The organism is Stenotrophomonas sp. 99219_Sma (assembly GCF_056480785.1).
In genome coordinates this window covers 3,400,982-3,427,577 of sequence record NZ_CM151117.1, presented here as the reverse complement: position 1 = coordinate 3,427,577, position 26,596 = coordinate 3,400,982, and the positions used below count along the sequence as shown (strand labels likewise).

The window sequence follows — 26,596 nt, the reverse complement described above, 5'->3', positions numbered from 1 at the left end:
GTGTCTCAGCCCTGCCCGGCGAACACCCGCTCCAGCACCTCGGACAGTTCGTCTTCCGAGAACGGCTTGGTGATGTAGGCCTTGGCACCCTGGCGCATGCCCCACATGCGGTCGGTGTCCTGGTCCTTGGTGGTCACCAGGATCACCGGGATATGCCGGGTCGCCTCGTCGCGGGCGAGGGTGCGGGTGGCCTGGAAGCCATTGAGGTTGGGCATCACCACGTCCATCAGGACCAGGTCGGGCAGCTCGGCCTTGGCGGTTTCGACCCCGGCGGCGCCATCGGTGGCGGTCAGGATCTGGTGCCCGAGCTTCTCGACGATGCGCTGTATCCCCAACAGCTGCGACGGTGAGTCGTCGACGATCAGAATGCGTGCCATGTTGTTCCCCATGTAATGCCCGCAGTGTAGTGCGGGCCCATTACTGGCGGGAGGGGCGCATCTGCCGTCCGTCGCCTGCCTGCGACGTTCAGTCGATCCGCACCACGGTGCGGCCCAGCGAACCGCCCGCCAGCATCCGTTCGAACACGGCAGGAAGGCCATCGAGGCCGACTTCGGCGGTGCAGATGCGGTCCAGCTGCTGCGGCTTCCAGTCACTGCCCAGCCGCGACCACACTTCTTCGCGCAGCCCGCGCGGTGCATTGGCCGAGGACACGCCCAGCAGTGACACGCCGCGCAGGATGAACGGCATCACCGTCATATCCAGCGTCGGGCTGGCTGCCAGGCCGGCACTGACCACGCTGCCGTAGGGCACGGTCTGCGCCAGCAGGCTGGCAAGCATGTCGCCTCCGGCATTGTCGAGGCCCCCGCCGAAGCGGGCGGACTGCAGTGGGCCAGTGTCGGACAGTGCCTCGCGCGGTAGTACTTCAGTGGCGCCGATACCATGCAGGAACTCGGCCTGGTCCGGTTTGCCGCTGACTGCGTGCACGGTGTAGCCGGCACGACTGAAGATCGACAGCGCCAGCGCGCCGACACCGCCGCTGGCGCCGGTGACCGCCAACGGGCCGAGTTCCGGCACCTGCCGGTTGTCCTGCATGCGCAGCAGCGCCAGCGCCGCCGTGAAGCCGGCGGTGCCCAGCACCATCGCCTCGCGCGGGCTGAGCCCGGCCGGCTGGGCAATCACCGCACGCGACTCCAGCCGCACATACTGGCTGTAGCCGCCGTCGCGGGTTTCGCTGAGGCCGCAGCCGGTGGCCAGTACCGCATCACCTTCACGCCAGGCCGGGTCGGTGGATGCCACCACGGTGCCGGCCACATCGATCCCGCCGACCAGCGGGAAGCGGCGCAGGATCCTGCCCTTGCCGGTGCCCGCCAGCGCGTCCTTGTAGTTGACCGAAGACCAGTGGGCGCGGATCAGCACCTGGCCGGGGTTGAGGTCGTCGACAGTGAGCTGGGCGGGGCCGGCACGGTAACCGGCATCGTCATTTTCGATGCGGAAGGCGGTAAACGGGGTGGTGGGGGCCATCGGCGTTGCCTGACTTCGAGGAAAACGTCACCTTACCCCGTTGCCCCCCTTTCGATCCTGCCGATCCGCCCCATCTTGTATGATCGGTGATGGTTTCACGGCTGGTGGTGCGGGAAGGGCCCGCGCCGCAGCCCAAATCTTGATGGAGCGTGCATGGCCTGGAATACACCCGGCGGCAACAAGGGCGGACAAGGCCCCGAGGACAATCGACGCGGGCCCTTCGGGTCGCGCGGCGGTGGCAATGGTGGTGGCTGGGGCGGACTGCCCGGGCCGCTGAAGGACCTGTTCGACGGTGGCATCATGCGTTGGGTGGTGGCAGCCGTGGTGTTGCTGGTGCTGTTCTCCAGCTTCCAGCTGATCGGCGAACAGCAGCGTGGCGTGGTGCTGCGCTTCGGCCAGTTCTCGCGCATCCTGCAGCCCGGCCCGAACTTCAAGCTGCCGTGGCCGATCGAATCGGTCACCAAGGTCAATGCCACCGAGATCAAGACCTTCTCGATCCAGGTGCCGGTGCTGACCCGCGACGAGAACATCGTCAACGTCTCGCTGAACGTCCAGTACCGCATCGACGACCCGCAGCAGTACCTGTTCGGCACGGTCGATGCCAACCAGGTGCTGGAGCAGTCGGCGCAGAGCGCGGTGCGCGAGGAAGTCGGCCGTGCCGACCTCAACGCCGTGCTGAACAACCGTGGCCCGCTGGCCGTGGCTGCTGAAGAGCGCCTGCAGGCGCTGCTGAAGGCGTTCAAGACCGGCCTGACCGTGACCGGCCTGACCCTGCAGGACGCCCGTCCGCCGGAGGAAGTGAAGCCGGCCTTCGACGAGGTCAACGGTGCCCAGCAGGTCAAGGAACGCTTGATCAACGAAGCCCAGGCCTACGCCGCCAAGGTCGTGCCGGAAGCCCGAGGCCAGGCCTCGCGTGCCCGTACCACCGCCGAAGGCTACAAGCAGGCCGTGGTGTCCAAGGCCGAGGGTGACGCGCAGCGCTTCAGCCTGTTGCAGGCCCAGTACAAGGACGCCCCGGAAGTGACCCGCAAGCGCCTGTGGCTGGAGACCGTGCAGCAGGTGCTGAGCGAGAACCGCAAGGTGATCGGTGGCGATGGCCGCCAGCTGATCTACGTGCCGATGACCGGCGATACCCGTCCCACCACCTCGGCCCCGCCGGGAGTGACCAATCCGGAGGTGGTGATGCCGTCGCTGCCGGGTGCAGCGGCGGAAGCTTCCCGTGATCCGGGCCGGCCGGTGGGCCGCCCGACCGGGCGACCGAGCGGCCGTGAGGAGGGCAGCCGATGAAGAGTCCTATCTGGATTGCCGTGATCGTGGCGGTGGTGCTGGGCCTGCTTGGCTCGGTGTACGTGGTCCGTGAGGACCAGACTGCCATGGTGCTGAACCTGGGCAAGGTGGTGCGTTCGGACATCAAGCCGGGCCTGCACTTCAAGGTGCCGGTGGTGGAAACGGTGAAGGTCTTCGACCGCCGCTTCCAGGTGCTCGACACCGCCCCGGCGCGTTACTTCACCGCCGAGCAGAAGGACGTCAGCGTCGACTTCTTCGCCATCGGCTACATCTCCAACGTGGGTGACTACTTCCGTGCCACCGGTGGCGATCCGCGCATCGCCAACGCCCGCCTGGCACCGATCATCACCGACTCGCTGCGCAACCAGATCAACTCGCGCACCCTGCAGCAGCTGGTCTCCGGCGACCGCAGCGAGCTGATCGCCGAGCAGCTGAAGGGGATCAACGAAGCGGTGGCGGGCCTCGGCATGCAGATGATCGACCTGCGCATCAAGCAGGTGGACCTGCCCACCGACAGCCAGGTGATCAATGACGTGTACGAGCGCATGCGCGCCCAGCGCAAGCAGGAAGCGGCCAAGCTGCGTGCGGAGGGCGAGGAGCAGTCGCTGACCATCCGCGCCCAGGCCGACCGTGACAGCACCGTGCTGATCGCTGAGGCCGAGCGTGATGCACAGCGCCTGCGCGGTGAAGGCGACGCCGATGCGGCGCGCATCTACGGCAAGGCCGGCTCGGCCGACCCGTCGTTCTATGCGTTCTACCGCAGCCTGGAGGCCTACCGTGGCTCCATGACCGACGGCAACGGCGTGATCGTGCTCGACAAGAACGACCCGTTCCTGCAGTACCTGAAGAACGACCGCTGAGGTCGCAGGGCAGTACCCCACGGGGCCCGGCCAGATGCCGGGCCCCGTGCTTTTTCCGGAGTCCCCCATGAAAGATCTGTTCGCCGCCGTCTGCCTGGTGGCGGTGCTGGAAGGCCTGTTCCTGTTCGTCGCCCCGTTCGCCTGGAAGCGCATGGCCGAGCGCCTGCTGGACCTGCCCAGCCCAGCCCTGCGCAGCTTCGGCGGGCTGGTGCTGCTGGCCGGCCTGAGCCTGCTGTGGTGGGCGCGGCATTGAAAGGGTAGTGCCAGCCGCTGGCCGGCAACCTGGGATTGCCGGCCAGCGGCCGCCTGCGTTCACATGCGTGGCCCGGCTCTGGTAGATGCCAACCTTGGTTGGCATTGCCGGCCAGCGGCCGGCACTACCGGGAGGCGCCTGACCGGCCGGTACATGCGTGGCCCGGCTCTGGTAGATGCCAACCTTGGTTGGCATTGCCGGCCAGCGGCCGGCACTACCGGGAGGCGCCTGACCGACCGGCACATGCGTGGTCCGGCTCTGGCAGATGCCAACCTTGGTTGGCATTGCCGGCCAACGGCCGGCACGACCGGGCGGGGCGGCTGACCGGCCGGTGAAGCCGTCCGTCGGAAAGGTGGCACCCGACCCCGGAAACCCGGATAATGCACAAAAGCCGGACGGGCCTCCCCGTTCGGCTTTTTCCGTGTCTGGGCCTTCCATCGCCGGCTGCTCCCCGTTTGGAGCCGCCCTCCAGGTGCTGGCCAGCCCCGCCACGGTTCAACCGTCCGCGGCCCCGATGGCCGCAACATATGAGGAGCCCGTCATGGGTCAGTCTGTCGTAGTGTTGGGTGCCCAGTGGGGCGATGAAGGCAAGGGCAAGATCGTCGATCTGCTCACTGAGGAAATCGGCGCCGTCGTGCGCTTCCAGGGCGGCCACAATGCCGGCCACACCCTGGTCATCAACGGTAAGAAGACCGTCCTGCACCTGATCCCGTCGGGCATCCTGCGTGACGATGCGCTGTGCCTGATCGGCAACGGCGTGGTGATCTCGCCGGCCGCGCTGCAGAAGGAAATCGCCGAGCTGGAAGCCTCCGGCGTGGAAGTGCGTTCGCGCCTGAAGATCTCTCCGGCCGCGCCGCTGATCATGCCGTACCACATCGCCCTGGACCAGGCGCGCGAGCGCGCTGCCGGCGGCAAGGCGATCGGCACCACCGGCCGTGGCATCGGCCCGGCCTACGAAGACAAGGTGGCGCGTCGCGGCATCCGCATCGCCGACCTGCATTACCCGAAGCAGCTGGAAGAACTGCTGCGCACCGCGCTGGATTACCACAACTTCGTGCTGACCAAGTATCTGAACACCGATGCGGTCGATTTCCAGAAGACCTTCGACGAAGCGCTGGCCTTCGGCGAATACGTGCAGCCGATGAAGTCCGACGTGGCCGGCATCCTGCACGACCTGCGCAAGCAGGGTAAGCGCGTGCTGTTCGAAGGCGCGCAGGGTGCGCTGCTGGACATCGACCACGGCACCTACCCGTACGTCACCAGCTCCAACACCACCGTGGGTGGTGCACTGGCCGGTTCCGGCGTCGGCGCCGATTCGATCGACTACGTGCTGGGCATCGCCAAGGCCTACGCCACCCGCGTCGGCGGCGGCCCGTTCCCGACCGAACTGGACGACGAAGTAGGCCAGGGCATCCGTGACCGCGGCGCCGAGTACGGTGCCTCGACCGGCCGTCCGCGTCGCTGCGGCTGGATGGACATCGTCGCGCTGAAGCGCGCCGTGGCCATCAACGGCATCAGCGGCCTGTGCATCACCAAGCTGGACGTGCTGGATGGCATGGAAAAGCTCAAGGTCTGCATCGCGTACGAATACAACGGCAAGCGCACCGAGTACGCGCCGCTGGACGCGCAGGGCTGGGAAGACTGCACCCCGGTGTACCTGGAGTTCCCGGGCTGGAGCGAGAACACCCACGGCATCACCAACTGGGATGACCTGCCGCCGGCCGCACGTGCCTACCTGCGTTCGCTGGAAGAGCTGGCCGGTTGCCCGATCAGCATCGTCTCCACCGGCCCGGACCGCGACCACACCATGGTCCTGCAGGATCCGTTCGCCTGAGGTAGCGCCGGGCGCTGCCCGGCGTAGGTGACAGTAAGAGCCCCGCGAAAGCGGGGCTTTTTCGTTACTGTGTCGGCACGGCCAGCAGGGAAATGACGTGATGACCCGGATGTCAGCGTGAAGGGCGTAACGGTGGTGCGGATCACCCTGTGGGTGATGTGGAGCCTGTGGGGCATCGCCTGCCTGGTACTGCTGCTGGGTGCGGCCGCCAATGCCCTGGCGTCGCGCACGCAGACGGTGCCGCTGGTGCTGAGTCCTGGCGCAACCGCCCAGATCACCGTCTACCGCCTTATCGATGACCAACTGCGGTTGCGCCTGCGCTATGCCGCGGACGGTACAGAGGCTGACCCCGAGGTGCTGCTGCACATCGAAACTCCGACCGATCAGAGAGACTTCCGCGCAGGGGAGCGTTCGGGAGTGGCCGGGCAGGGCATCAATCGCGCGCTGGCTTCGGTTGAGTCCAGCGGCCTTACGGCGTTCTACTTTGGCTATGGCCGCGGCGACGCATTGCCACGCGGCCGCTCATGGCTACGGGTCACCGTGCTGGAGGTGGACCCGGCGCTGGCCGGGCACGCGGCAGACATCGAGCTGCAGCCACCGCTGGACCTGCTGAAGCTGACCGACCTGGATTACATCTGGCTGTGGCCGTTCTTCTTCTGGAAGATGGCGGCGCTGTTCCTGCTGATTCCAGGGGCTGCGTTGGCTGTCTTTACTCTGGTGTTGAGGCGCTGGCAGCGCCGGGCGTCAGTGCCGCCGACTTCAGCAGGGGATAGGGGTTGATCGACTCTCCCTTCCACCACTGTTTTTCCGGTCCGAGCATGTGTACTTCGAAATGCAGGTGCGGCGCGTCGGCACTGGCATTGCCTGTGCTGCCCACGTAACCGATCACATCCCCGCGTTTGATCACCTGTTTTTCCGCCAGGCCATCGGCGTAGCGCTGCAGATGCGCGTAGTAGTAGCACCAGCGCCCGCTGGGCTCGAACTGGTAAATCGTCAAGCCGCCGCGCTCGCTGTCGAACAGTTTTTCCACCGTTCCATCGGCCACCGCCAGGACCGGCGTACCGGTATCGGCCATGATGTCGATCGCATCGTGTACGCGTCCTTCGCTGCGGGCATCGGTGAACGTATCGCGCAGCTGGGACGCATGGATACCCTGCACCGGCAGCAGCAGACCGGATGGTGCATCCGCAGTCTGCGCGGCCGACGGCGCGGTGTTGGCGGGTGGGGCTGTTGCGGGTGTCGCTACAGATTCCTTCGCCGGCGCCGCTGCCAGTGCCGATTGCGCTTGCGGCAGCGGGGCGGGTACCGGATCACCCGCATCGCGGTGCAGCCACCAGCCTGCACCCAGCCCCAGCAGAACGCCCAGCACGATCAGTTGCGAAAGGCGCATCGGCTCACTCCTGCATCACCACGGGTACCGAGGTATCCACGGCATCGGCCACGCGCTGCGCATCCCAGTTGGTCATGCGCACGCAGCCATGCGATTCGGTCTTGCCCACATGGCCGGGTTCGGGCGTGCCATGCAGGCCGTAATGCGGCTTGGACAGATCGATCCAGACCCGCCCGACCGGATTGTTCGGACCCGGTGGCAGGGTGGCCTTCTTTTCGCCCTTGCGGGCATCCCAGAACAGTTTCGGGTTGTAGTGGAACGGCGGGTCGCGGTAAACGCCCAGGATCTTCCATTCGCCGATCGGTAACGGGTCGTGCTGGCTGCCCGACGACACCGGGACCTGTGCGATCACCTTGCCCTGCGCATCCAGCAGCTGCAGCGTGGAGTCGGATTTGTCGACCACGATCTTCGCCGCCTTCGGCAATGCGGCCAGTGCGATGTTGGGTACCTGGATGCGGCTGCCAGCCTTGGTCAGGTCCACGTCGGGATTGAGCGCCTTCATCAGCTCAGGGGAGGCATGGAAGCGCTCGCCGAGGGCTTCTTCCACACTGCCGTAGCCCAGCGATGTGAGCTTGGCCTGGGCGGCGGGCCCTTTCGGAGTGGCCTGGAACGGACCGGCGACATCCTCAGCAGTCAGCGTGTAGCTGGCCAGCGGCCCAACGGTATCGGCCTGCAGGGCCTTCCAGGTGGCGTCGTCCAGTTCACCCGTTACGTCCAGCCCATGCGCTGCCTGGAAACCCGACACCGCGCGTCGCTGGTTGCTGCCCACTTCGCCATCGATCTGGCCAGGGGAGAAGCTCGCGCGATCCAGCAGCACCTGGGCGTGCAGCGCGGAGTGGGGTGCGGTGTCCGGTCCGGCCGTTTCGGCAATGGGTGCGGGCAAGTGGGGCGGCGGCGCCTGCGCGAAGGCTGGCGACGCCAGCAGCGAGAGAGCGAGCAGGGTGGATCGGGACACGGGCAAGGGCATTGGGATCTCCAGCAGGTCACGCCACCACCTTGCCCGCAGCAGCCGCCGAGCCACCGTGAAAGGGATCTGATGCCCGCATGAGCAGCCATGGGTATTGCAGCCGTGTCCAGCGCGCAGGTGCTGCTGCGCAGGGGGCTCACCAAGGTGAACGGTGGCCGACGCCGTCGACGGACGGCGATCAAGATTGCCTGCCGGGCCGCCGATAAGGGCGCATCCCCCCGTTTTGGATACCCCCATGAACTACTTGAGGAACGTCAGGGTTGCCTGGCGTCTTGGGCTGGGCTTTGGCCTGTTGCTGCTGCTGGTTGCCGCCGTGGTGGCCACCGGCGCCACCGCCAGTGTCGTGCAGAAGCGCGCGATGCAGCAGGTGGTCGACGTCAGCGTGGCCAAGGTGCGGCTGCTGTCGCAGATGCTCGATGCCAACAACCAGATGATGGTCGTGCGCCGCGAAATGCTGATTCGCCAGGGCGAAGACCGTGGCAGCGACGAGAAGCGCATTGCCGACCTGGTCAAGCGCTACGAGGCCAGCTGGACCGCCTACCAGGCGCTGCCCAGCGACGCCGACGGCAAGGCCATCGCGGAAACCATCGCCGCCAAGCGTGCCATTGCGCGTCCACTCAACAAGCAGACCAGCGAACTGATGGAGCATGGCGACTACCCGGGCGCCGTGGCGCTGACCCTGGGCCCGGTGCAGGAAGCGGCCAATGGCTGGAACAAAGCGCTGTCCGATGGCGTGGACTTCGAAGAGAAGGAAAGCCGTGAGGCAGCCGCCGAGGCGATCCGCCTGGGTGAGCGCAGCCTGCTGCAGCTGCTGGTGCTGGGCGGCGTCGCGCTGCTGGTGGGCATCGGTGCCTCGGTGATGATCGGCCGCAGCCTGACCGGTCCGCTGGCCCGCGCGGTGAACCTGGCCGAGCGCCTGTCCAAGGGACAATTGGACCAGGAGTTCCGCCTTGGCGGCCGTGACGAACTGACCCAGCTGGGCGAGGCGATGGCCAGCGTGCGGCAGAGCGTGCAGGCGGCGATCGGCGCACAGCTGCAGATGGCTGAGCAGCATGAGGCGGGCGCGATCCGCTATCGCATGGACGTCACGGCGTTCCCCGGTGACTTCGGCCGCATGGTGCAGGCCACCAACAGCCTGGTCGAATCGCACGTGCAGGTGGAGCTGCTGATGGCCGAGGTGATGCAGCGCTACGCCATTGGCGACCTCAGCCGCGACTTGCCGGACTACCCGGGCGAGAAGGGCACGCTGACCCGCACCCTGGCGGCAGTGAAGCAGAGCCTGATGGCAATCAACGCGCAGATCGATGAACTGGCCCGCGCCGCGCGCGCCGGTGATTTCAGCATGCGTGGCGATGCTGCTGAATTCCAGTTCCAGTTCAAGGCGATGGTCGAGCACCTCAACGGCATGATGGCCAGTTCACAGGCCAGTATCGCCGATGTTTCCGACGTGCTGCGCGCGATCTCGCACGGCGACCTGACCGCACGCATGGATGGCGAGTACGACGGCGTGTTCGCACGCATGCGTGACGACGCCAACACCACCACCGCACAGCTGACCGGCATCGTGCGTGGCATCCAGGTGGCTGCCGACAGCATCAACAACGCGGCGCAGGAACTGGCCGCCGGCAACAACGACCTGTCGCGCCGCACCGAGCAGCAGGCAGCCAATCTGGAAGAGGCTGCTGCATCGATGGAGGAACTGACCTCCACCGTGCGCCAGAACGCCGAGCTGGCGCGTCAGGCCGACAGTGAAGCGCATGCCGCGGGTGCCGCCGTACGCGAGACCGAGCAGGCGATGGCACAGATGGCGTCGGTCATGGGTGAGATCGACCAGTCCTCGGCACGCATCTCGGAAATTTCGACGGTGATCGATGGCATCGCGTTCCAGACCAACATCCTGGCGCTGAATGCTGCGGTGGAAGCGGCGCGTGCAGGTGAGCAGGGGCGTGGATTTGCCGTGGTCGCCAGCGAAGTGCGGACGCTCGCACAGCGTGCCGGTGTCGCCGCCAAGGAGATCAAGGAGCTGATCGAAGACGCCGCTGCGAAGGTGAAGAGCGGCCTGGCAGTGACCGTTGAATCGGAAGCCGCGATCGCACGCGTGGCCCAGGCCAGCTCGCGAACCACCCAGCTGATGAGCGACATCGCAGCGGCCAGCAAGGAGCAGGCCGCCGGTATCGAGCAGGTCAACCAGGTGGTGGTGCAGATGGACCAGGTGACCCAGCAGAACGCCGCGCTGGTGGAAGAAGCCACTGCCGCCAGCCGCGCGCTGGAGGAACAGGCGCATGCGCTGACCACGTCGGTGGCGGTGTTCAAAGTGGAGCAGGGCGCGCGCATGCCCATCATGCCTGCGCAGGCGGCGTAAGCAACCTGCGACTGGATGTTGGATGGCGCCCTGCATGCGCTCCCGCGTGCAGGGCGTCGATGCGCTCAACCGGTCCGTGCCGCTGGCTAGCGCCCGCGCGCGGCGCGTTCGATCAGCCAGCCGGCTGCGTACAGCAACAGCAGTGTTGGCGGAAGCAGCACTGCATACGCGGTCGACCAGGGTTTGCCGTACAGCAGGCTGGCTGCGCCGATGGCATCGAGTGCGGCGGACTGTAGGGTGATGGGGAGCGCCATCAGGATATAGGTGCCCTTCGGGTCCGCATCCGACTGCGCGCCGTGAACCAGCCATGCGGTCAACAGCAGGTAGACCACGCAAAGCGCAAGACCGGTCCAGCTCAGTAATCGCCGCATCTTCATTCGCATGCTTCCGTTCAACGGACGTCGAAGCGAGCCTGCAGAGGCAGGCTCACATTCCGCAGCAGATCCCTGACCACCACCTGCGCAGTCCATGTGCCTTTCGGATCACTGGCCTCGGCGACGAACTTCAGGTGCAGGTTGGTCATGTACAACAGGGTTGGCGGGCCGGGCAGGGCAGTGGTGAAACAGGGAACATCGCGTTCGTCGACACTGGTACTGCCGTCCGGACGTAGCATGCGCAGATCGCAGTGCACCTTGGGTACGCGGTTCTCGTCCAGTTGCGGGTTGGACAGGAATGTCAGCAGGAACAATTCACCGCCCAGGTGGACTTCGTTGGCCTCGGTAAAACCGGGAGTGGTCTCCGGTGGGGTTTCCCACTTGGCCTGCCAGTCGGCATCGGAGGTAACCAGCAGCGATGCAGCAAAGCCACCGCTGGATTTCATTGCATCGGTCTCCGGCATCGCCTTGCCGTCCCCGTTTATCCAACCATCGCTGGCGGAGCTGTTCAGTGGCAGCATCATGGCCATCATGGCCAGCGCGTAGGTCCATCGCATCAACGGCTCTCCTTGGCAGCCGCGTTCCGCGGCAGAGCGGACAGTATTGCTCAACCTTGACCGGCAAAGCAGCCGGAGAGCCGGAGCAGAGGTTCCGTTGCCTGCCGATGTGGGTGATGCTTGTCAGCAAAGGAGGTGACATGGGAATCGGGAGCGAGGAAAAGCCGGGCTGTGATTCAGCATCGGCTGCGCCGCAGCACGTGCTGATGCTGCCCGGCCTGGATGGCTCCGGCAGGCTGTCCACCCCGTTTCTGTCAGCACTTCAGGCTCATGGGCTGACGACGCAGGCGATTACGCTACCTGCGCAGGGAGGGCAGGATCACGCCACGCTAGCCCAACGGCTGTGGTCGCAGCTGCCCGGCCATTCCTTCATCCTGCTTGCCGAGTCCTTCTCGGGCCCGTTGGCAGTTGAACTGGCCACGCGACACCCTACCGGGCTGCGCGGACTGGTGCTTGCCTCGACCTTTGCGCGTCGGCCGGTGCCATTGCCGGCAGCCAGCGCAGCCCTGCTGTCGCCGGCTTGGCCTCTGCCTCCCGTGGCGTTGCTGGCGCGCCTGCTGCTGGGGCGGTGGCGCACCCGCGAGCACATGTCGATGCTGCGCGATGCGTTGGTCCAGGTTCCGGCGATCACGTTGCGGCAACGCGCCGCAGCGACCCTGCGGGTCGACGTACGCGCATTGCTGTCGGCAATCGAAGTGCCGACGCTGTGCCTGCACGCGTGCCATGACCGCCTGCTGTGGCCGCCCAGCGTGGCAGAGCTGCAGGCCCTTTTGCCGGATGCTCGTCATGTTTCGCTGGAAGGGCCGCATCTGCTACTCCAGGCGCGCGCCGACGCAGCTGCAGCCGAAGTTGCCGCGTGGATGAGGACGCTGTCGCCATGATCGAAGGGCTCAGCCGCGCGCGCGGGTACGTGCTGCCTTCTTCGCTGCCACCCTGCGCACGGTTTTCTTTGCCGCACGGGTCTTCGCTGCCTTCTTCGCGGCAGCACTACGCGAGGCGGGAGTGCTGGCCTTCTTGGCCACCGTCTTCTTTGTCGTCTTCTTTGTCGCCTTCTTTGTGGCTGTCTTGCGAGCCGGTGCCTTCTTAGCCGCCGCCTTCTTCGCAGGTGCCTTCTTCGCTGCCGTCTTGGGTGTGGCCTTCTTTGTAGCGGACTTCCTGGCAGGCGCCTTCTTGGCAGCGGTCTTGCGGGTCGCCTTCTTCGTACCCTTGCGTGCGCTGCCGCTACGCTTGCCGCCGCCATCCTGCTTGTTCACGGTAGCCCAGGCAATACGCTCGGCCGTGCCTTCGCCAGCACCGCGCTCGCGCTCGCTTTCCTCGATGTGCTCGGCCTGGCGCTTCTGTTTGTCGGTATATGCGGATTTGTCACCACGGGGCATGACGGTTCTCCTGTCGTTGTAGTCAGGCCAGCAGGCGCAGCTTGGGTTCACGCGCCCATTGGCGGGTGGCGGCGACCGCCAGGAAGGCCTTGGCATCTTCCGCTTCGACGATGCCGGCATCGTTGCCGACCCTTGCTGCCTTCAGCAGCGCATGGCCGCCGGCATCGCTGGCAATGGCCTTCAGGTGCGCCCACGCCTGGCTGACGAATTCGATGGCTGCACTCTCTTTCGACAAAGCCTTCGCGGCTTCCGGGCTGAGCACTACGGCCACCGCATCGAACACGGCCGAGGGGGTGCCCGCCAGCTGCCCATCCGCCGCCTGCAAGGCGCCGTCGCTGAGCGTGGCGCCACCCACTTTGGGGGCGACCAGCTTCACGTCTGCACCTGCTTTCCTGGCTGCTTTGCTCAGGCTGGCAATGATGCGAGCGTCGGAGCCTTCATCGAACAGGATGCCGATGCAGCGACCCTGCAGGGTAGGCTTGTTGCGCCCGATCACGCGTACCTCGGGAGCGGGGGGCATGTCCCGCACCGGGGTGGCAGTCGGCGCGGGGGCGGGGAGTGCAGGCAACGCCAACCCGTCAGCCACGCGCTGTGCCAGTGAGTCGTCGATATTGCGCAGGTGGCTGAGGGTACGCACCCGCACCTTCAGCGTTTCCACCTTGGACAACTCGAACACCAGCGCTGATGCCAGATGGGCCTGTTCCGGCTTTTCAAGGCTACGGAAGAACATGCGGGCCTGGCTGTAGTGGTCGGCAAAGCTCTCCGCGCGGATGCGGCCCTTGCGGCCATCGTCCGTGCTGGCGTGACTGCGGAATCCGCTTGAGGCCTCGCGCGGTGTGTCTTCCTGCAGCGAGCTGGGATCGTAGGCCACCCGGCCCTTGGGAACCTGCATCTGCATGTGGCCGTCGCGCTGATGATTGGCAAACGGGCACTTCGGAGCATTCACCGGGATCTGGTGGAAGTTGGGGCCGCCCAGGCGCAGCAGCTGGGTGTCCAGATAGGAGAACAGGCGCCCCTGCAGCAGCGGGTCGTTGCTGAAGTCAATGCCGGGCGGCACGTTGGCCGGGCAGAACGCCACCTGCTCGGTCTCGGCGAAGAAGTTGTCCGGCCAGCGGTCCAGCACCATGCGGCCGATGACCTGCAACGGCACCAGTGATTCGGGAATGATCTTGGTCGGGTCCAGATGATCGAACGGGAATGCGTCGGCCTCTTCTTCCGTAAACAGCTGCACTGCCAGCTCCCATTCCGGGAAGTCACCGCGCTGGATGGCCTCGAACAGGTCACGGCGATGGAAGTCATTGTCGGCCGACTGCAGCTTCAGCGCTTCGTCCCAGACCGTTGACTGGATGCCCAGCTTCGGCCGCCAGTGGAACTTGACGAAGGTCGACTCACCTGCCTCGTTCAGCAGGCGGAAGCTGTGCACGCCGAAGCCTTCGATCATGCGCAGCGAACGCGGAATGGCACGGTCGCTCATTGCCCACATGATCATGTGCATCGACTCGGGCATGAGCGAGATGAAATCCCAGAAGGTGTCGTGGGCCGTGGCCGCCTGCGGGAAGGCACGGTCCGGTTCCATCTTCACCGCGTGCACCAGGTCCGGGAATTTCATGGCGTCCTGGATGAAGAACACCGGGATGTTGTTGCCGACCAGGTCCCAGTTGCCCTCCTTGGTATAGAACTTGACCGCGAAGCCGCGCACGTCGCGCGGGGTGTCCACCGAGCCTGCGCCACCGGCTACCGTCGAGAAGCGGGTGAACACGGGTGTCTTCACGCCTACCTCGGTCAGGACGCGCGCGCGGGTATGCGCTTTCAGCGATCGGGTCAGTTCGAAGTAGCCATGTGCTGCGCTGCCACGTGCGTGCACGATGCGCTCGGGAATGCGTTCGTGATCGAAGTGGGTGATCTTCTCGCGCAGGATGAAGTCCTCCAGCAGCGTGGGCCCCCGAGCTCCCTGCCGCAGGGAGTTCTGGTTGTCCGCCACCGGGATGCCCTGATCGGTGGTCATCACCGGATGGCTGCTCCCGGCCTGCTGGTGCAGTTCATCACCGTTGCCCCGGTGTTGGTTTTCAGCGTGGGTGGTTGCGCGCTTGCCGGTCGGCTTGCTGGCGGCCATTGACGTTGGCTCCGGAGGATCTGAAAGAGAACCACGACACTGGAACCGAGCCCGTTAAACCGAGGTCCGGCAAAGGTGAACGTACAGGCAAAAGCAGGCTCGGGTATGCTTGCCCCATGCGAGTCGAGCCCGCCGACATCGAAGCCCTGTTCGACGCCATCCCGGATGTGCTGTTCTTCATCAAGGACCTTCAGGGGCGTTACACCCACGTCAACCAGACCATGCTGCGGCGGCTGGGCCTGCGCGCGCGCAAGGACGTGATCGGGCGTACCGCTGCTGAAATCTACCCGACCGGCCTCAGTGCGGACTACGTCGACCAGGACGCCCGCGTGCTGTCCGGTGAGGTGATCGAGAACCTGATGGAGCTGCACCTGTTCGCCAACCGCGAACCGGGCTGGTGCCTGACCTGCAAGCGCCCGCTGGTGGTCGATGGGGCCATCGAGGGCCTGATCGGCATATCCCGCGACCTCGGCCAGAAGGACAGCCTGGGCACCCAATACGAGCAGCTGCGGCTGGCCCTGGCCCACCTCAATGCGCACTACGCCGAGAACGTGCGCATGCAGACCCTGCTGGACATCACCGGCTTCTCGCTGTCCAAGCTGGAGCGCAGCTTCCGCAAGGTGTTCCAGATGACCCCGCAGCAGGTGCTGACCCGGCTGCGGATCCAGATGGCCATGCACCTGCTGCACGGTGACGACAGCATCGCCTGCATCGGCCAGGCCTGCGGTTTCAGCGACCAGAGCGCCTTTACCCGCAAGTTCAAGGCTGAAACCGGTTTCTCGCCGCGCGCCTACCGGGCCCGTATTGGTGGCAACGTCGGCGAGCCGGCGCTGGCCTGAGCCGCCTGCTGCGCTGTGCCTATCCCCGTGGGCACGGGACAGGGTAAGGTGTCGCCCCTGTAGCCGCCGCCAGCCCTGCCGATGCCCAACTCGATTCCGACCGCTTCGCCGTCCCGCCTCGGGCACTCGCTCAAGCCCCGCCAGCTGATCATGATGGGCCTGGGCAGCGCCATCGGCGCCGGCCTGTTCCTCGGCTCGGGCGTGGGTGTACAGGCGGCCGGCCCGGCGGTTCTGGTGTCGTATCTGGTCGCTGGTGCGCTGGTGATCATCGTGATGAACGCACTGGGCGAGATGGCGGCGGCCAAGCCGACCAGTGGCGCGTTCTCGGTCTATGCCGCTGATGCCATGGGAGCCACCGCCGGCGCCACCGTGGGCTGGCTGTGGTGGGTGCAGCTGGTGATCGTGATCGCCGCCGAGGCGGTAGGCGCGGCCGGGCTTCTTGCCACGGTCTGGCCGGCGATACCGGTACCGATGGCGGCGCTGGCCTTCATGCTGTTCTTCACCGCGATCAATCTGCTCGGGGTGAAGAACTTCGGCGAGTTCGAATTCTGGTTCGCCATCCTCAAGGTGGCGGCGATCCTGGCCTTCATCGCCATCGGTGTGGCGCTGCTGATGGGCTGGCTGCCGCAGGTCACCTCGCCGGGCTTGAGCAACTTCACCGAGCATGGCGGCTTCGCGCCGAAGGGGCTGGCCGGCATCGGCGCGGCGCTGCTGGTTGTCGTTTTTGCCTTTGGCGGCACCGAGATCGTAGCCGTCGCTGCGGCCGAAACCGAAGATCCCGAGCGCAGCATTGCCCGTGCCATCCGCACCGTGGCCTGGCGCATCCTGGTGTTCTACATCGGCTCGCTGAGCGTGATCATCGCCGTGGTGCCGTGGACCAGCGAGGCGCTGAAGTCGCCGTTCGCTGCGGTGCTGGATATTGCCCGCATCCCGGGCGCGGGTACGGCCATCACCCTGATCGCGGTGATCGCGCTGCTGTCGGCGCTCAATGCCAACCTCTACGGTGCCTCGCGCATGATGTATTCGCTGGCGCAGCGCCGCGAAGCCCCGGCCGTGCTCGGCTGGACCGACCCGCGCCAGGTGCCGGTGATCGCCGTGCTGGCCAGCGTGCTGTTCGGCTTTGCCGCCACGGTGATGGAACTGCTGTTCCCGGACCGGGTACTGCCGGTGCTGCTGAACATCGTCGGTTCCACCTGCCTGCTGGTGTGGACGCTGTCGCTGGTTTCGCAGCTGGTGCTGCGCCGCCGGGCCGACCGCCTCGGCACCCGCCTGCCGTTCCGCATGGCCGGATTCCCGTGGCTGACCGTCTGTGCGCTGGCGATCCTGGCACTGATCTTCGGCCTGCTGCTGAGTGAGTCGCACACCCGCCTGCAGTTCCTGTCGATGGTGGCGTTGACCGCCACGATCGCCACCAGCAGCGCCATCGCACGGCGCATGCGCGAGGCGTGATTGAAGCTGCCGGCCAGCGGCCGGCACTACCACGGGGGCTGCACATCCGCCGTGCCATCCTGATCGTGTGGGCCGTCCGCGGCCCGTCGACCAGGAGTACCGCATGCTGCGCAGCCGCCCCTTCCTGATGTTCACCGGCCAGGCTGAGGCCGCCCTGGCCCTGTACGCCGAAGCCTTTGCCGACTTCCACCTGCTGGCCCTGCAACGGCACCCCGAGGGAGCCGGCGCCGGCGTGCCCGGGCAGGTGCGCCAGGCCATCTTCCTGCTCGGCGGCACCCATTACCTGTGCTTTGACAGCCTGGATGTGCACGATTTCACATTCTCGCCGTCGATCTCGCTGTTCGTGGAGTGCTCCGGCGCCGAGCAGTTCGAACGTGCCGCACGCGTGCTGGGTGAGGGCGGCCATTGGTTGATGCCGGTAGGCGACTATGACTTCAGCAACCGCTACGGCTGGGTGCAGGACCGCTTCGGCGTGTCGTGGCAGTTGAGCCTGGGGCAGATGCCGGATCCGTGATCGGATGTTTGTGGGTGTGGACCTTGGTCCACACGCGCTTATGAAAACGGCCCGCTTGCGCGGGCCGTTCTGTTTACCGATGCAGCGAGGAATCACGCCTCGACTTCATCGTCCTTGTAGGCATCGACCGGGATGCAGGCGCACATCACGTTCTTGTCGCCGTACACGTTGTCGACACGGGCCACCGGCGGCCAGTACTTGCTCTGCTTCAGGCTGGCCAGCGGGAACGCAGCCAGTTCACGCGGGTAGGCGTGGGTCCATTCGCTGGCGGTCACGGCGGTCGCGGTATGCGGCGCGTTCTTCAGCGGGTTGTCCTCGCGGTCCAGGCGGCCGTCTTCGATCGCGGTGATCTCCTCGCGGATCTGGATCATCGCGTCGATGAAGCGATCCAGCTCGTGCAGCGACTCGCTCTCGGTCGGCTCGACCATCAGCGTGCCGGCCACCGGGAAGCTCAGGGTCGGGGCGTGGAAGCCGAAGTCGATCAGGCGCTTGGCCACGTCCTCGGCGCCGATGCCGCTGGTCTTCTCCAGCGGGCGTACGTCCAGGATGCACTCGTGTGCCACCAGGCCGTTGCGGCCGGTGTAGAGGGTCTTGAAGTGCGGGGCCAGGCGCTTGGCGATGTAGTTGGCGTTGAGCTGCGCGACCTGGGTGGCCTTGCGCAGGCCGTCGCGGCCCATCATCGCGATGTACATCCAGCTGATCGGCAGGATCGAGGCGCTGCCGAAGCTGGCGGCGCTGACCATGCCGACCGGGCCGTTGTCACCCAGCTTGCCTGGCAGGAACGGCGCCAGGTGCTCCTTGACCGCGCACGGGCCGACGCCCGGGCCGCCACCACCGTGCGGGATGCAGAAGGTCTTGTGCAGGTTCAGGTGCGAAACATCCGAACCCCACTTGCCCGGCTTGGCCACGCCGACCAGGGCGTTCATGTTGGCACCGTCGGTGTACACCTGGCCGCCGTGCTTGTGGATGATCTCGCAGATCTCCACCACCTCTTCCTCGAACACGCCGTGCGTGGACGGGTAGGTCATCATGATCGCGGCCAGGCGGTCGCTGTACTTCTCGGCGTTGAGGCGGATGTCCTCGACGTCGACGTTGCCGTTGGCATCGGTTTTGGTCACCACCACCTTCATGCCGCACATCTGTGCCGAGGCCGGGTTGGTGCCGTGCGCCGAGTCCGGAATCAGGCAGATATCGCGATGTTCCTCACCGCGCGAGCGGTGGTAGGCGCGGATCGCCAGCAGGCCGGCGTACTCGCCCTGCGCGCCGGAGTTCGGCTGCAGGCTGACCGCGTCGTAACCGGTGCATTCCACCAGCATCGCTTCCAGCGTGTCGATCAGTTCCTTGTAGCCCAGCGCCTGGTCGGCCGGCACCAGCGGGTGGATCTGCGAGAACTCCGGCCAGGTCACCGGAATCATCTCGGCGGTGGCGTTGAGCTTCATGGTGCACGAGCCCAGCGGGATCATCGTGCGGTCCATTGCCAGGTCCTTGTCGGCCAGCGAACGCAGGTAGCGCAGCAGCTCGTGCTCGCTATGGTGGGTGTTGAACACCGGGTGGGTCAGGAACGCGGACTGGCGCAGCAGGCCGGCCGGCAGCGCATCGGCAGTGCTGGCATCCAGTGCGTCGACGTCCAGCGAGGCACCGAACACGGCAGCCACGGCGACGATGTCGGCGCGGGTAGTGGTTTCGTCCAGGCTGATGCCGACCGAGTCGCTGTCGATCGCGCGCAGGTTGTAGCCGGCGGCGCGGGCCTTGGCGTGGATCTCATCGGCGTGCACGCCGGTGACATGCAGGGTGTCGAAGAAGTCGCCACCGACCTGCACGCCTGCATTGCGCAGCGCTGCGGCCAGGATCGAGGCCAGGCGATGGGTGCGGCGGGCAATGCGGGTCAGGCCTTCCGGGCCGTGGTAGACGGCGTACATCGACGCCATCACCGCCAGCAGCACCTGTGCAGTACAGATGTTGGAGGTGGCCTTCTCGCGGCGGATGTGCTGCTCGCGGGTCTGCAGGGTCAGGCGGTAGGCCGGGTTGCCCTGCGCGTCGATCGAGACGCCGATCAGGCGGCCCGGCATCGAGCGCTTGTAGGCGTCACGGCACGCCATGAAGGCGGCGTGCGGGCCACCGAAGCCGAACGGCACGCCGAAACGCTGGCTGTTGCCGACCACGATGTCCGCGCCCCATTCGCCCGGGGCGGCCAGCAGGGTCAGGGCCAGCAGGTCGGTGGCCACGGCCACCAGGCCGCCGCGTGCGTGCACGGCATCGACCAGCGCCTTGTAGTCGCCGACCTGGCCGAAGGTATCCGGATACTGCAGCAGCAGGCCGAAGGCTTCCGCTTCCAGCGCTTCGGCCGGGGTGCCCACGCGCAGCACGATGCCCATGGGCTCGGCGCGGGTGCGCAGCAGTTCCAGCGTCTGCGGGTGCACGGCGTCGTGCACGAAGAAGGTGTCCGACTTCGACTTGGCCGAACGCTTGGCCAGGGTCATCGCTTCGGCGGCGGCAGTGGCTTCGTCCAGCAGCGAGGCGTTGGCGATTTCCATGCCGGTGAGGTCGGCGCACAGGGTCTGGAAGTTGATCAGCGCTTCCATGCGGCCCTGCGAGATTTCCGCTTGGTACGGGGTGTAGGCGGTGTACCAGGCCGGGTTTTCCAGGATGTTGCGCAGGATCACGTTCGGCGTGTGGGTACCGTAGTAGCCCTGGCCGATGAAGCTGCGCAGCACGGTGTTCTTGTCGGCGATCGCACGGATCTTCGCCAGTGCCTGCACTTCGGTCATCGACTCCGGCAGCGCCAGCGGCGCCGGCGACTTGATCTTGGCCGGTACGATGGCATCGGTCATGCCATCCAGCGACGCGTGGCCGACGACATCGAGCATCTGCGCGATCTCGGCGTCGTTGGGGCCGATGTGGCGCTCGACGAACGCATTGTGGTGCTCGAGCTCACGCAGGGAAGGGGTGTTCTGGGACATGGCGAAGGATCCGTCAGGAAAGGGCACACGCACGGGCACAAGCCGCCGGTCGGCGGTCTGCGGGGCGCCCCTCTGTCCTTTTGCCTGAGAGTTTAAAAGCGCGGCGGACCGCAGCTTCGTGCCCCTTCGGCGCCGGATCGAACCGGTCTCTCCAGAGTTCTGTTACGGGTGGTATCGGGCCTGAGCGATTACGGGCGTTGCGCCTTCGGCAGCGGTGTTCCGCTTCTCCCACCGTGTTGCCCGCTGATTATAGCCCGTTGCGGGCCCGCCGGCCGCCTCCAGACATGGCCGCCGCGCCTGAATGGCCGATGGCCATGTCGTGCGTTTTGTGCACCGCTGCATGGCATCGGGCGCAATCCCCACCTATGATGGGCGGATACCCGAATTCATCTGGCGCCGTCCCTGCAGAAGGGGACCGGCGCCCGCCGTGCGTGCCGCGCATGGCCCTGCCGGACGCCTTCCCCATGACCGCCGCTGTTGCTCCCTCCACCCGCCGCATGGCCCTGCTGCTCGCCGGTCTGGCCATGTTCGGTCCGTTCTCGATCGACACCATCTTCCCGGCGTTCCCGCAGCTGGCCCAGCGCTTGGCGGTGGACGAAGTGGCGGTGCAGCAGACCATCAGCGTGTACCTGCTGTTCTACGGCCTGATGAGCCTGGCGCACGGCCCGCTGTCCGATGCCTGGGGCCGCAAGTGGGTGATCCTCGGTGGCCTGGTGGTGTTCGTCGGCGCTTCGGTTGGCTGCGCGCTGTCCACCGACCTGACCACGCTGCTGGCGTTCCGTGCGCTGCAGGGCCTGTCGGCGGGTGTCGGCATGATCGTCGGCCGCGCGGTGATCCGCGACCTGTACCACGGCCACGACGCGCAGCGGCTGATGAGCCAGGTGTCGATGCTGTTCGGTATCGCCCCGGCCATCGCGCCGATCATCGGTGGCTGGATCCTGCTCAGTGGCGCCGGCTGGCCGCTGATCTTCTGGTTCCTGGTGGTGTTCGGGCTGGTCCTGCTGGCGGCCACTGCGCGCTACCTGCCGGAGACCCATCCGGTCGAAGCACGCGTGCCGTTGTCGCCGCGCACGTTGATGCGTGACTACGTACGCATCGGCTTCAATCCGCGCTTCCTGCGCCTGGCGCTGGCCGGCAGCATCGGTTTCGGTGGCATCTTCCTGTACATCTCCTCGGCGCCGGTGTTCGTGATGCAGCACCTGCACCTGGGCGAGGGCGGCTTTGCGTGGCTGTTCATTCCCACCATCGGTGGCATGACCACCGGCTCGTTCCTGTCCGGGCGCATGGCTGGGCACACTACGCCCACCCGCCAGGTGTCCATTGGGTTCGGCCTGTGCGCGTTGTCGGTGCTGCTGAACGTCGGCTACGTGGCGCTGTCGCCGCAGTTCGTGCTGCCGTGGGCAGTGCTGCCGATCTTCCTGGGCGGCATGGGCATGGCGCTGATCTTCCCGATCCTGGCGCTGGCGGTGCTGGACATGTACCCGCACCAGCGCGGCCTGGCCTCGTCGCTGCAGGCCTTCGTGCAGCTGATGATCAGCACCGTGGTGGCCGGCGTGGTATCGCCGCTGCTCAGCGCCAGCCCGCTGCACCTGGCCCTGGGCCAGGCCGCGTTCTTCGGCGCCGGCTTCGTGTTCTGGTACTGGGAACACCAGCGCGAGCGCGCGGCGCAGGCAGCCTGCACGGGCCATTGAGCAGCGCGCAGGGGTAGGGCGGACGGGGATGCCGGCACATCCTTGCAGCCGCGGACAACCGGACTAGGCTGGGCATTCCAGCCAGCCGGTGCGTGGATGCACGACAGCCAGCCAATCCGATGTCGTTGCATGAGGTTCCCCCATGGCTGCGCAGCAGACCTACCGCCTGTTCGAGGTGGCGCTGAAGGAGCGCCGCGTTCTTTCCCCTTCCCTGGACCGCATGGTGTTCACCGGTGCCGACGTGGCGCGGATGAAAACCGAAGGCCCGGATCAGCGCATCAAGGTGTTCTTCCCCTTGCCCGGCCAGGAGGTGCCGCAGGTCCCCAGCGGTGACGACTGGTACCCACGCTATCGGGCCCTGCCGGACGATCAGCGCCCGCCGATGCGCACCTACACCATCCGCCAGTTGCGTGCGGAGCAGGGCGAGGTCGACGTCGATTTCGTCATCCACGGGGTGACCGGACCCGCTTCGCGCTGGGCCATGCATGCACGGCCGGGCGATCGCGTGGTGCTGCTGGCCCCGGACGCCGACTGCGCCGAGAGCAGCGAAGGCTGGGAGTGGAAGCCACCGGTCGGTGTCGGCCAGGTGCTGCTGGTGGCCGATGAAACCGCGTTGCCTGCGGTAGCCGGCATCCTCGAGGAACTGGCTGCCATGGTGGATCCGCCGCGCGCGCTGGCCCTGCTGGAAGTGGCGCAGGCCGGTGATGCGGTTCCCCTGAAGGCGCCGGCCACGGCCGAGCTGGTGTGGTTGCCGCGTGGGCAGGCCGCCTATGGCCAGCCGCTGCTGCAGGCGGTCCAGGAACGGCTGTCAGCGACCTCGAGCGTGCCTGCTGGCGATGCGCTGGAGGAGATCGACGTCGATACGCAGATCCTCTGGGAGCAGGCCGACACCTGCGTGGCCGGGCCGCTGTACGCCTGGGTGGCGGGCGAGGCGGGGGCGGTGATGGCGATCCGCCGCCACCTGGTGCGCGATTGCGGGCTGGACCGCCGCGCGATCACCTTCATGGGCTACTGGCGGCACGGCAAGGTGCTGGACTGACCATGCTGGATCGAGCACGCGTGAAGCAGCGCTGCGGGCGGGGTGCGCTATCCTTGCGCCCCCCTTCGCAGCGGTACCGCACCATGTCCACCAGCTCCAAGACCCGCCGCGACCAGCGCCGTCGCCAGGAAAAGCAGGCCGCCAACAAGGCCGCCGCGCAGGCATCGCCGGTGGAACCGCATGCCGAGCTGCGCGATGCGCAGCGCACCCTGCTGGCCGGTGTCGTGCGCCGTGACGGCGAATGGGTGCTGGGCATGGACGGCCGCATCGCTGGCCACAGCGAGAGCGCTGCGCAGGTGCTGGCGCTGATCATGCAGGCCGGTGAACTGCACGAGCGCAACGGCACGCCGGTGCGCCTGATGTACTCCGATGCGCTGCGCGATGCCGCACAGGCCGAAGCGAAGGAGAAGGGCCAGACCTTCGAGGAATTCAAGGCCGAGCTGGCTGCAGCGATGGCGGCGAAGAAGAACAGCTGACAGGCATTTCGGTAGAGCCGGCCGCTGGCCGGCTGCCAGACAGATGTCCACCGTGCAGTTGCCGGCCAGCGGCCGGCACTACCGGAAAGGGGCGGATCCTCGCGGACCCGCCCCTTTTCTCATTTCGCCGCCGGGGCCGCGTTGGCCTGCCAGCCGCACATCTGGCCTTCGTTTGATTGCTGTTTCGGTAGAGCCGGCCGCTGGCCGGCTGCCCGTTGGGTCTTCATCGCGTAGTCGCCGGTCAGCGGCCGGCACTACCGGAAAGGGGCGGATCCTTGCGGACCCGCCCCTTTTCTCATTTCGCCGCCGGGGCCGCGTTGGCCTGCCAGCCGCACATCTGGCCTTCGTTCTGCTGCTTCAGCCATTCGTTGACCGGGCTGAAGTACTCGATCATCGGGCCGGCATCGAGCTTGTCGGTGCCGGTCAGTTCCTTCAGTGTGGCCTGCCACGGCTGGCTGGCACCCTTGCTCAGCATCGCCCAGTACTTCTGGCCGGCTTCCTTGTTGCCGTAGAAGGTGCACTCATGCAGCGGGCCCTTGTAGCCGGACGCGTCGCACAGGCCCTTGTAGAACTGGAACTGCAGGATGCGCGCCAGGAAGTAGCGGGTGTACGGGGTGTTGCCCGGCACGTGGTACTTCGCGCCCGGATCGAAGAACTCTTCGCCACGGGTGCTGGCCGGCGCCACGCCCTGGTACTTGGCCTTCAGGTCCCACCACGCCTTGTTGTAGTTGTCGGCGGTGATCGAGCCATCGAACACGCCCCAGCGCCAGCGGTCGATCATCAGCCCGAACGGCAGGAACGACACGCCCGACAGCGCCATGCGCATCTGGTTGTTGATGACCGCTTCGCGGCTCTCGGTCGGCGCATCAACCAGGCCGATCGAGCTGAGGTACTTGGGCGTCATCGCCAGCACGATGGTGTCGCCGATCGCTTCATGGAAACCATCGTTGGCACCGCCCTGGAACAGCGGCGGCAACGGGTTGTAGGCCAGGTCGTAATAGATGTGGCCCAGCTCGTGGTAGATGGTGGTGAAGTTCTCTTCGTTCGGCTTGATGCACATCTTGGTGCGCACGTCGCCTTCCATGTTCATGTCCCAGGCGCTGGCGTGGCAGACCACGTCGCGATCGTCGGGCTTGATGAACTGGGTCTTTTCCCAATACGACTGCGGCAGCGACGGCATGCCCAGCGACACGTAGAAGTCCTGTGCGCGCTCGGTCATCTGCCTGGCGGTACGCAGTTCGGCCTCGCGCTGTGCCTTGTACTGCGCCGCTACGTTGGCATCCTTGCCGGCCTTGGCCAGCGCCGCGCTCAGATTGGTCTGGTACTGCTTTTCAAGCGCAGCGGTGATGTCCAGGCTGCCGGCACCCGGGTACGGTTCCAGCTGGTCCCACAGGTTCGACCAGTCCTGCTGCCACATGTTGCCCAGCAGGTGCGCGGCGATCAGGCCGTTGCCTACTTCGGCCTTGTCCTTGCCGTAGGTCTTGTCCAGCTTGCCGCGTGCGTAGCAGTGCAGCTGCTCGTACATCGGCTTGACCTGTTCCCACAGGCGATCGGTTTCCGGGCCGATCTGTTCCGGCGGCATGTCATAGCCGCTGCGCCACATCTGGCCGGCATCGGTGAAGCCCATGCCCTTGGCGCCTTCGTTCACCAGGCCGACGAACTTCTGGTAGTCGCCGCGCATGCTCTTGGTGGTGCTGTGCCAGCCCTGCCAGGCATCGAGCTGCTTGTCGTAGTCGCGGCTGCGCGCGAGCACCTGCTCCAGCTCGCCCAGCTGGCGGCAGGAGTTGGGATCGTTGGCATCGGTGCAGTACTTGCCGGCACCGTAGCTGCCTTCCATGCGGGTGGCGATCTGGGTCAGCTCGGCCAGCTTGGCCGGGTCACGCGGTGCCGGCATCGAGGACATCAGCTTCAGCAGGTGGATCGCGCGCTTGCTGTCCTCGCTCATCGGCTTGCCGTCGAACGTGGAGGCCTGTTCGATCCAGCTGTTGAGCTGGGTCAGCGAGCGCTCGTTGGCCTTGGCCGCGATGCGTTCCGAATCACTGTTGATGTAGGTGGAGGACAGCCACTGCGCCGAGGTCATCTCCGGGTAGGCGGCCTTGAATTCGGCATTGATGCGGGCCACGAACTGGTCGGCGGTTTCGCCGGCCGGGGCGCTGCTGCTGGCGGTATCGGTGCCTGGGGCAGCTTCCTTCTTGCAGGCGGCCAGGGCCAGCGTGGCGGCGGCGATTGCCGAGGCCAGCAGGAGATGACGGTGTTTCACGGGCGGTCCTTGGGTGGTGAACGACGGCCGAAGGCTAGTGGGCAGTCGCCGCCACCGCAAGTGGCGGAAGTCGGTTGGGTTCGGCAGGGCTGCGCCCTGCACCTGCCGAAGCCTTCAAGCAACGTCAACGTCAGAAGCGGGTATTCCGTGGTTTGGCGGGGCGGTGTCGGAGTGCGGGGACGCCGCAAGTACGTCCCTGTAGGCTTGGCAGCCGCATCCATGCGGCTGACACCCCGCACTCCGACACCGCCCCACCTCCGACAGATTCCGTGTGCTGTGGGTAGGTGTCGACCTTGGTCGACACATCTGTCAGATATCGAAAGGAATCTGGGGTCAGATCCGGTTTCCTCCGGAAAACGGATCTGACCCCAAGGCCGTTCCATCAGATCGCGGAAAACTGTCGAAGGCGGGGTGGATCCGGTTGCGGGGGCGTGAGCGCCATGGATGGCGCGACCGAGCCTTATCTGATCGGAATCTGGCAGCGTAGGCGTCGAGAGCCGGCGTGGGCCGCCGTGCGAGCCTAGATCTCGACGA

At 66.4% G+C, this 26,596-nt stretch carries 22 protein-coding genes, 1 pseudogene and 1 riboswitch; of the genes and pseudogenes, 13 read left to right on the top strand and 10 right to left on the bottom strand.

Annotated elements, in window-relative coordinates; genetic code table 11:
• Positions 1 to 5: 5 nt before the first annotated feature.
• Together pilH and ACZK13_RS15770 are read right to left on the bottom strand one after the other, a co-directional pair.
• Positions 6 to 377 (bottom strand): twitching motility response regulator PilH, encoded by a 372-nt coding sequence (pilH, locus tag ACZK13_RS15775; protein ID WP_005410644.1) that lies wholly within the window; start codon positions 375 to 377, stop codon positions 6 to 8.
• Positions 378 to 465: 88 nt separating this feature from the next.
• Positions 466 to 1,461, bottom strand: coding sequence for a YhdH/YhfP family quinone oxidoreductase (locus tag ACZK13_RS15770; protein WP_478481894.1), 996 nt, complete (start codon positions 1,459 to 1,461; stop codon positions 466 to 468).
• 153 nt (positions 1,462 to 1,614) lie between these two features.
• On the opposite strand from ACZK13_RS15770, the gene hflK reads away from it, so the two are divergent.
• From hflK to ACZK13_RS15745, 5 genes are all read left to right on the top strand, one after another.
• Positions 1,615 to 2,748, top strand: a complete 1,134-nt coding sequence (gene hflK / locus ACZK13_RS15765; protein ID WP_049401370.1) for an FtsH protease activity modulator HflK — start codon at positions 1,615 to 1,617, stop codon at positions 2,746 to 2,748.
• Positions 2,745 to 3,608, top strand: a complete 864-nt coding sequence (hflC, locus tag ACZK13_RS15760; protein WP_010482785.1) for a protease modulator HflC — start codon at positions 2,745 to 2,747, stop codon at positions 3,606 to 3,608. The genes hflK and hflC overlap by 4 nt, the downstream gene beginning before the upstream one ends.
• A 67-nt stretch (positions 3,609 to 3,675) precedes the next feature.
• Positions 3,676 to 3,861: a DUF2065 domain-containing protein gene (locus ACZK13_RS15755; protein WP_005410640.1), complete on the top strand. Its 186-nt coding sequence runs from the start codon at positions 3,676 to 3,678 to the stop codon at positions 3,859 to 3,861.
• A gap of 541 nt (positions 3,862 to 4,402) precedes the next feature.
• The gene (locus ACZK13_RS15750; RefSeq protein ID WP_014038120.1) at positions 4,403 to 5,695 is read left to right on the top strand and encodes an adenylosuccinate synthase; all 1,293 of its coding nucleotides are present in this window, start codon (positions 4,403 to 4,405) and stop codon (positions 5,693 to 5,695) included.
• A 117-nt stretch (positions 5,696 to 5,812) separates the two neighbouring features.
• Complete coding sequence (locus ACZK13_RS15745; RefSeq protein ID WP_125895319.1) at positions 5,813 to 6,475, top strand: hypothetical protein; 663 nt, start codon at positions 5,813 to 5,815, stop codon at positions 6,473 to 6,475.
• Here the strand turns inward: ACZK13_RS15745 and ACZK13_RS15740 are convergent.
• Both ACZK13_RS15740 and ACZK13_RS15735 read right to left on the bottom strand, forming a co-directional pair.
• Positions 6,405 to 7,085, bottom strand: coding sequence for a M23 family metallopeptidase (locus tag ACZK13_RS15740; protein WP_125895318.1), 681 nt, complete (start codon positions 7,083 to 7,085; stop codon positions 6,405 to 6,407). The two genes, ACZK13_RS15745 and ACZK13_RS15740, sit on opposite strands and share 71 nt — an antisense overlap.
• A 4-nt stretch (positions 7,086 to 7,089) precedes the next feature.
• The gene (locus ACZK13_RS15735; protein ID WP_253145150.1) at positions 7,090 to 8,052 is read right to left on the bottom strand and encodes a L,D-transpeptidase family protein; all 963 of its coding nucleotides are present in this window, start codon (positions 8,050 to 8,052) and stop codon (positions 7,090 to 7,092) included.
• A 235-nt stretch (positions 8,053 to 8,287) separates the two neighbouring features.
• Between ACZK13_RS15735 and ACZK13_RS15730 the strand changes: the two genes are divergently transcribed.
• Positions 8,288 to 10,414 (top strand): methyl-accepting chemotaxis protein, encoded by a 2,127-nt coding sequence (locus ACZK13_RS15730; protein ID WP_253145148.1) that lies wholly within the window; start codon positions 8,288 to 8,290, stop codon positions 10,412 to 10,414.
• 86 nt (positions 10,415 to 10,500) lie between these two features.
• Here the strand turns inward: ACZK13_RS15730 and ACZK13_RS15725 are convergent, their stop codons facing one another.
• Positions 10,501 to 10,791, bottom strand: a complete 291-nt coding sequence (locus ACZK13_RS15725) for a hypothetical protein (protein WP_253145146.1) — start codon at positions 10,789 to 10,791, stop codon at positions 10,501 to 10,503.
• Positions 10,792 to 10,805: 14 nt separating this feature from the next.
• On the bottom strand, positions 10,806 to 11,318 hold the full coding sequence (locus ACZK13_RS15720) for a hypothetical protein (protein WP_253145144.1): 513 nt from the start codon (positions 11,316 to 11,318) through the stop codon (positions 10,806 to 10,808).
• 167 nt (positions 11,319 to 11,485) lie between these two features.
• On the opposite strand from ACZK13_RS15720, the gene ACZK13_RS15715 reads away from it, so the two are divergent.
• The gene (locus ACZK13_RS15715; protein WP_317618065.1) at positions 11,486 to 12,226 is read left to right on the top strand and encodes an alpha/beta fold hydrolase; all 741 of its coding nucleotides are present in this window, start codon (positions 11,486 to 11,488) and stop codon (positions 12,224 to 12,226) included.
• A gap of 9 nt (positions 12,227 to 12,235) precedes the next feature.
• On the opposite strand, the gene ACZK13_RS15710 is transcribed toward ACZK13_RS15715, so the two are convergent.
• Both ACZK13_RS15710 and ACZK13_RS15705 read right to left on the bottom strand, forming a co-directional pair.
• On the bottom strand, positions 12,236 to 12,721 hold the full coding sequence (locus ACZK13_RS15710; protein WP_253145132.1) for a hypothetical protein: 486 nt from the start codon (positions 12,719 to 12,721) through the stop codon (positions 12,236 to 12,238).
• Positions 12,722 to 12,743: 22 nt separating this feature from the next.
• Positions 12,744 to 14,777: pseudogene (locus tag ACZK13_RS15705) on the bottom strand (catalase); the annotation flags it as partial.
• 173 nt (positions 14,778 to 14,950) lie between these two features.
• Between ACZK13_RS15705 and ACZK13_RS15700 the strand changes: the two are divergent.
• The 3 genes from ACZK13_RS15700 (at position 14,951) to ACZK13_RS15690 (ending at position 17,636) form a co-directional block, all read left to right on the top strand.
• Positions 14,951 to 15,673 carry an AraC family transcriptional regulator gene (locus tag ACZK13_RS15700; protein ID WP_032127825.1) on the top strand — a complete coding sequence of 241 codons (723 nt, stop codon included), beginning with the start codon at positions 14,951 to 14,953 and terminating at the stop codon, positions 15,671 to 15,673.
• A gap of 81 nt (positions 15,674 to 15,754) precedes the next feature.
• A complete protein-coding gene (locus tag ACZK13_RS15695) occupies positions 15,755 to 17,122 on the top strand; it encodes an amino acid permease (protein WP_253145128.1) in 1,368 nt (455 codons plus the stop codon).
• Positions 17,123 to 17,225: 103 nt separating this feature from the next.
• Complete coding sequence (locus tag ACZK13_RS15690) at positions 17,226 to 17,636, top strand: VOC family protein (protein ID WP_478481890.1); 411 nt, start codon at positions 17,226 to 17,228, stop codon at positions 17,634 to 17,636.
• Between the two features lie 92 nt (positions 17,637 to 17,728).
• Here ACZK13_RS15690 and gcvP read toward each other — a convergent pair whose 3' ends face one another.
• Positions 17,729 to 20,596 carry an aminomethyl-transferring glycine dehydrogenase gene (gene gcvP, locus ACZK13_RS15685; RefSeq protein WP_253145126.1) on the bottom strand — a complete coding sequence of 956 codons (2,868 nt, stop codon included), beginning with the start codon at positions 20,594 to 20,596 and terminating at the stop codon, positions 17,729 to 17,731.
• 62 nt (positions 20,597 to 20,658) lie between these two features.
• A riboswitch (glycine riboswitch) is annotated at positions 20,659 to 20,761 on the bottom strand.
• 299 nt (positions 20,762 to 21,060) lie between these two features.
• Between gcvP and ACZK13_RS15680 the strand changes: the two genes are divergently transcribed.
• From ACZK13_RS15680 to ACZK13_RS15670, 3 genes are all read left to right on the top strand, one after another.
• Positions 21,061 to 22,287 carry a multidrug effflux MFS transporter gene (locus ACZK13_RS15680; RefSeq protein WP_126928402.1) on the top strand — a complete coding sequence of 409 codons (1,227 nt, stop codon included), beginning with the start codon at positions 21,061 to 21,063 and terminating at the stop codon, positions 22,285 to 22,287.
• A 142-nt stretch (positions 22,288 to 22,429) separates the two neighbouring features.
• Positions 22,430 to 23,326: a siderophore-interacting protein gene (locus ACZK13_RS15675; protein WP_253145124.1), complete on the top strand. Its 897-nt coding sequence runs from the start codon at positions 22,430 to 22,432 to the stop codon at positions 23,324 to 23,326.
• A gap of 83 nt (positions 23,327 to 23,409) precedes the next feature.
• The gene (locus ACZK13_RS15670) at positions 23,410 to 23,802 is read left to right on the top strand and encodes a hypothetical protein (protein ID WP_008265644.1); all 393 of its coding nucleotides are present in this window, start codon (positions 23,410 to 23,412) and stop codon (positions 23,800 to 23,802) included.
• Positions 23,803 to 24,097: 295 nt separating this feature from the next.
• Here the strand turns inward: ACZK13_RS15670 and ACZK13_RS15665 are convergent, their stop codons facing one another.
• On the bottom strand, positions 24,098 to 26,062 hold the full coding sequence (locus ACZK13_RS15665; RefSeq protein ID WP_478481886.1) for a M2 family metallopeptidase: 1,965 nt from the start codon (positions 26,060 to 26,062) through the stop codon (positions 24,098 to 24,100).
• Positions 26,063 to 26,596: the final 534 nt, after the last annotated feature.